Source organism: Trichloromonas sp. (genome assembly GCF_041583255.1).
GTDB lineage: Bacteria > Desulfobacterota > Desulfuromonadia > Desulfuromonadales > Trichloromonadaceae > Trichloromonas.
Window position 1 is genome coordinate 1 of the sequence record NZ_JBFHGD010000235.1, and the last position, 4,691, is coordinate 4,691.

At 58.6% G+C, this 4,691-nt stretch carries 4 protein-coding genes; 3 read left to right on the plus strand and 1 reads right to left on the minus strand.

Annotation, left to right across the window (positions count from 1 at the left end; all coding sequences use genetic code 11):
• The 3 genes from ABYV89_RS14605 to ABYV89_RS14615 form a co-directional block, all read left to right on the plus strand.
• The coding region (locus tag ABYV89_RS14605) for a HEAT repeat domain-containing protein (RefSeq protein ID WP_432823669.1) at positions 1–342 on the plus strand (342 nt) is incomplete at its 5' end.
• Positions 339–1,529, plus strand: a complete 1,191-nt coding sequence (locus tag ABYV89_RS14610) for an HD-GYP domain-containing protein (RefSeq protein ID WP_432823670.1) — start codon at positions 339–341, stop codon at positions 1,527–1,529. The genes ABYV89_RS14605 and ABYV89_RS14610, both read left to right, overlap by 4 nt.
• Before the next feature lie 183 nt (positions 1,530–1,712).
• The gene (locus ABYV89_RS14615; RefSeq protein ID WP_432823671.1) at positions 1,713–3,050 is read left to right on the plus strand and encodes a replication-associated recombination protein A; all 1,338 of its coding nucleotides are present in this window, start codon (positions 1,713–1,715) and stop codon (positions 3,048–3,050) included.
• A 98-nt stretch (positions 3,051–3,148) separates the two neighbouring features.
• On the opposite strand, the gene ABYV89_RS14620 is transcribed toward ABYV89_RS14615, so the two are convergent.
• The gene (locus ABYV89_RS14620) at positions 3,149–4,438 is read right to left on the minus strand and encodes a peptidoglycan-binding protein (RefSeq protein WP_432823672.1); all 1,290 of its coding nucleotides are present in this window, start codon (positions 4,436–4,438) and stop codon (positions 3,149–3,151) included.
• Positions 4,439–4,691 lie beyond the last annotated feature (253 nt).

Sequence of the window (4,691 nt, forward strand, 5' to 3'; positions counted from 1 at the left end):
GGACTGAGCCGAAATCCGCAGGTGGTAAAAAAGCTGGCGGAGCTTATCGATAAAGGAGGCTTTTCCGCACCTGAACTCGAGCTCCGGCTCGCAGCGATAGGCGCACTGGCTGACATTGGCAGCAGCGCGGCGCTGCCGGCACTCGAACAGCTGCTGAAAGGCAAGTCCCTGCTGAACACGGGGGCCCTCAACCGGCTGAAAGCAGAGGCGTTGCGTTCCCTGGAAAAATATCCGGCCGCCGCGACCGCCCCCCTTCTCGACCGGCTCGGCCAGAGCACCCGGGGCGAAATGTCGGCACAGGTTGCCGAGATGCGCCGGAAGATGCAAGGGGTAGCGCCATGAACTCCGAGCAACTGAACGCCGTCATGGTCTCGATCCGACTGCTGGTCAGCGCCATTTCGAGTGCCGACCTCTACTCCCCCGATCACCCGCAGATCGCCCGACTCTGCGAACAGGCACTGTCCAGCCTTGAAAGTGCCATGCCGGCGTCCTCAAAACTATCGCTGGTGACCCTCGACGATCAGCTGATCATCGAAGGCCAGGCGATGGAAAACACCCTGTACCTCTCCCGCTTTGTCCAGGCACTCAAGGAACGGGGGATCGGGCATCTCAAGCTGATTCGGGGCATCGCCATTGACGACCTGGTGGCCCTCGTGGTCAACCTGTCGAAACGCGGCGCCGGTAGGCGATGCAGCGGCGAAATCCAATCGACCGAGCACCTGCGCTACGGCAAGGTCGAGGTAAGGTTCTCGGCGCCGGGCAGCGGTCCGGCGGCTGAAAACTTGGCCGATCCGGCAGGCCGGCCCGTATCGCTAAACACCTTTACCGAAGAAGACCTTGCCGGGTTCCTCGAGCTCTACGAAGGGGTCCGAAAAAAAAACAAGCTCAACGTCGTCGGCATCTTCGACCTGGTTTCGGGCTTTATCGACGGCTTCAAGCTGTCGAGCTTTATCGACACGTTCAAAAAGCAGACCGACCCGCTGATGGTCATCGCCCCCCTTCGATCAGCCGACGAGGCAACCTTCATCCACTCGGTGAACGTCTGCATCCTGACCCTGGCGCAGGCGGCGAGCCTGGGGATAGAGGGGCAGCCGCTGCACGACATCGGCGTTGCCGCCATGCTCCACGACATCGGCAAGATGTTTGTGCCGGGGGACAAAGAAGCGGACGACGACGAGCCTGTGGAAAACCTGGTCCCCGAAGACCACCCGGCCAGGGGCGCAGAATTTCTGCTCGAAATGCCCGGCGTACCCAAGCTTGCCGTCGTTACCGCCTTTGAGCACCATCTCGGCTACAACCGCAGCGGCTACCCGAAGGTCAGTCCGTCCTGGAAGCAGAACATCTGCAGCCACATGACGACCATTTCCGACTACTACGATACCCTGCGCAGCAGCTACGGCAGCCAAGGAGGCATCCCCATGGAGGACGTTTCCGCATTCATGCTCGAGCTGGCCGGTACGGAACTGCACCCGAAGCTGACCCGCAATTTCATCGACATGATGAACCGCGTCGTCACGCACAAGGAGTAATAAGCGGTGATTTGTTATTAGTGATTGGTGATTGGCACCGAGTCTTCACCCAGAATTACAGAATCAACGACTTTGGCCAACCGAATCGTCTGCCATTCCTAACGCCTGTTCCTTTCCGATTTCTCAACCAGTCCAAGCTGTGTTAAAGTACCGCCTTCGACACCCAACATCCCCCGAGCGACCATGGACCTTTTCGAACAGAGCACCAAAAACGCAGGCGATGCCCCCATGGCAGAACGGCTGCGGCCGCAGAGCCTTGACGAGATGGTCGGCCAGCAGCACCTGCTGGGCGAAGGCAAGGTACTGCGCCGTCTGATCGAGTCGGACCAGGTCGCCTCGGTGATCTTCTGGGGACCGCCCGGCACCGGCAAGACCACCCTGGCCCAGGTCATCGCCAACTCGACCCAGAGCCAGTTCGTCTTTTTTTCGGCGGTGCTGCAGGGGGTCAAGGACGTCCGCGAGATCGTCGCCAAGGCGAAAGAAGACAAGGCCTACCATGGCCGCAAGACGCTGCTCTTTGTCGACGAGATCCACCGCTTCAACAAGGCCCAGCAGGACGCCTTTCTCCCCTACGTCGAGCGCGGCGACATCATCCTGATCGGCGCCACCACGGAAAACCCTTCCTTCGAAGTCAATTCGGCGCTCCTCTCCCGCTCGCGGGTCTTCGTCCTCAACCGACTCGAAGCGGACGACATCAAGATCCTGCTCACGCGGGCCCTGAGCAACCCACGCGGGTTGGGCCGGCGCAACCTTACCATCGACGATAATGCCAGCGAGTTTCTCGCCGAACAAGCCGACGGCGATGCCCGGGTCGCCCTCAACACCCTCGAAGTCGCGGCCGCCGGCGCTTCAGGGACAATCACCCTCGAAGCGGTGCAGGACGCGCTGCAGAAAAAGGCCCTGCTCTACGACAAGGGGGCCGAGGAACATTACAACGTCATCTCCGCCTTCATCAAGAGCATGCGCGGCTCCGACCCCGACGGCGCCCTCTACTGGCTGGCGCGGATGCTGGAGGCCGGAGAAGACCCGCTCTTCATCGTCCGCCGCATGGTCATCTTCGCCTCCGAGGACGTCGGCAACGCCGACCCCCGCGCCCTGCAGATCGCCCTCGCCGTGCAGCAGGCGGTCCACTTCATCGGCATGCCCGAGGCGCGCATCAACCTGGGCCAGGGCGTCACCTACCTGGCCACCGCTCCGAAAAGCAACGCCGCCTATCTCGGCATCGACGCCGCCCTGGCCGAAGTGCGCAAGAGCGGCGCCCTGCCCGTCCCCCTGCACATCCGCAACGCCCCCACCCGCCTGATGAAAGAGCTTGGCTACCATAAGGGCTACAAGTACGCTCACGATTTCGACGGCGGCGTTGCCGAGCAGGAACATCTGCCGGAGAAGCTGCACGGGAAAGTCTTCTATCGCCCTACCGAGCGGGGCTATGAAAAGATGATCAGCGAACGGATGAGGTACTACCAGGAACGGCGAAAGGCTTTGTCCACGCAGAAAAAACAGGCTGCCGATTCAGAATAACCGGCCGAAAAGCCCGTCGTTACCTATACTTCGAGCGGCCTTTCCGTAGATAAGCCCCCCGGGACCGGCAACGCCGACCCCGGGGGGTTCTTTATTGCCTAGCGCGGGGAAACCCCCAATGCCTTGACGGTGGCGACATTGAGGTACTGATCCACCGGCAGGTTTTTGGCTTTCTGGAATTTGTTGACCGCCTCCATGGTTTGCGATCCGATAACGCCATCGATGGGACCGGGGTTGTAGCCCGCCTTGACCAGGGATCTCTGAATATCTGCGATCCGGGCCCTGGTGATGTTCGTATCACAAAGGATGGAGCGCCATTCCATCCCCCCTTCCGAAACCAGCACTTTCTTGCTCACGGTCTGCCATTCTTCAGGAATGGCAATCCGTTGTTCCGTTGCCGGACTAACCATGTGGGTGACTTCCATTTCTTTATATTTTGCCGGAATGCTGACCGTTTTGGTGGTCGGAGGAGTCTTCATGACCCGCTTTTTGACCGTTTTGTAAACGGCGGGCACTTCAACCACCTGGGTTGCAGCCGGAGACTTCAAAACTTGCTTGCTAACCGTTTTGTATTCAGCAGGCACCTCAACCAGGCACATGATCTCTCCGGTGGACTGATCGATTCTCTGCACAGGACCAGTCCCCTTTTTCCATTCCGTTCGAGCGGCACTGACCAGCACTTTTTCCTGTACCGTTTCGTATTTGGCCGGCACCTCCACTATTTTCTTGACCGCCGGCTTCACCATAACGGTTTCCTCTTCCCAGGCAAAGGTAGCGGGAATTACTTCAAGCTTCTGCACTTCACCTGCCACCAGCACTTTTTCTGAAACCTTTTCATATTTTGCCGGAATCACCTCGATGCGCTCGGACGCCTGGCGTTTCAAAACCCGCTCAGTCACCGTTTTGTACTGCGGCGGGATGACCACCTTGGCAAAACATTCGCCGGCGCTGGCTTGCGGCAGCAACGTGCAATCCTCCCCCGATGTGCCTCTCTGAGCACTTTGTTTTGCTGTGTCCCCCAGACGTTTCTGAAATTCTTTCGCTTCTTCATCTGTCAACAGCGACATCTTCAGTTTATCGTCCAGCTGCACCTGGATCTGTTTCAGCTCGCTCTCGCGGGCGGAAAGGCTCTGCTGCAAATTGGACAATTCCCTCTCCCTGGCTTCAACCTGGGCCAATCGTACGGCCATATTGTCCATACCAGGAGCTTTCCCCTCGTCTGCCGGTGTGGCTGCGAGGAGCTTGTTTGCCGTTGATTTTGCGTCTTCAACCTGGGTTGTTTTTACCTTCTCCTGATCACATCCTGTTAGAAAAAACAGACAACACACCCCCAGAAAGAAAAGGAAGGCTCGTATCGTTCCCGTATTCCATGTTCGCGTCTTTTTCATTTAACGTCTCCTTTGAGAATGCTCTTTCCATCGCCACCGGTGGACCAGTAATTTCAGCGAGTCACTTGCCGTAACCTTATTCAAACTTTACTTTTCTGTTTGTCAACCTCTCGGTGCTGACTTCGCAAGGAATCTGCGGCGGGAGCCTGAGCATTTTTTGCGGCGGGAGCCTGAGCATTTTTGCCGGGGCGAAAGACCGGTGGATGCGGGCAAAACAAAAGGAGAAACGGCGGCCAGGGGCGCCGGAGCCGGA

Bases quoted from the DNA above. Each gene is read 5' to 3' on its own strand.
- ABYV89_RS14610 (WP_432823670.1), top strand. From the start codon at position 339: ATGAACTCCGAGCAACTGAACGCCGTCATGGTCTCGATCCGACTGCTG.
- ABYV89_RS14615 (WP_432823671.1), top strand. From the start codon at position 1,713: ATGGACCTTTTCGAACAGAGCACCAAAAACGCAGGCGATGCCCCCATG.
- ABYV89_RS14620 (WP_432823672.1), bottom strand. From the start codon at position 4,438: ATGAAAAAGACGCGAACATGGAATACGGGAACGATACGAGCCTTCCTT.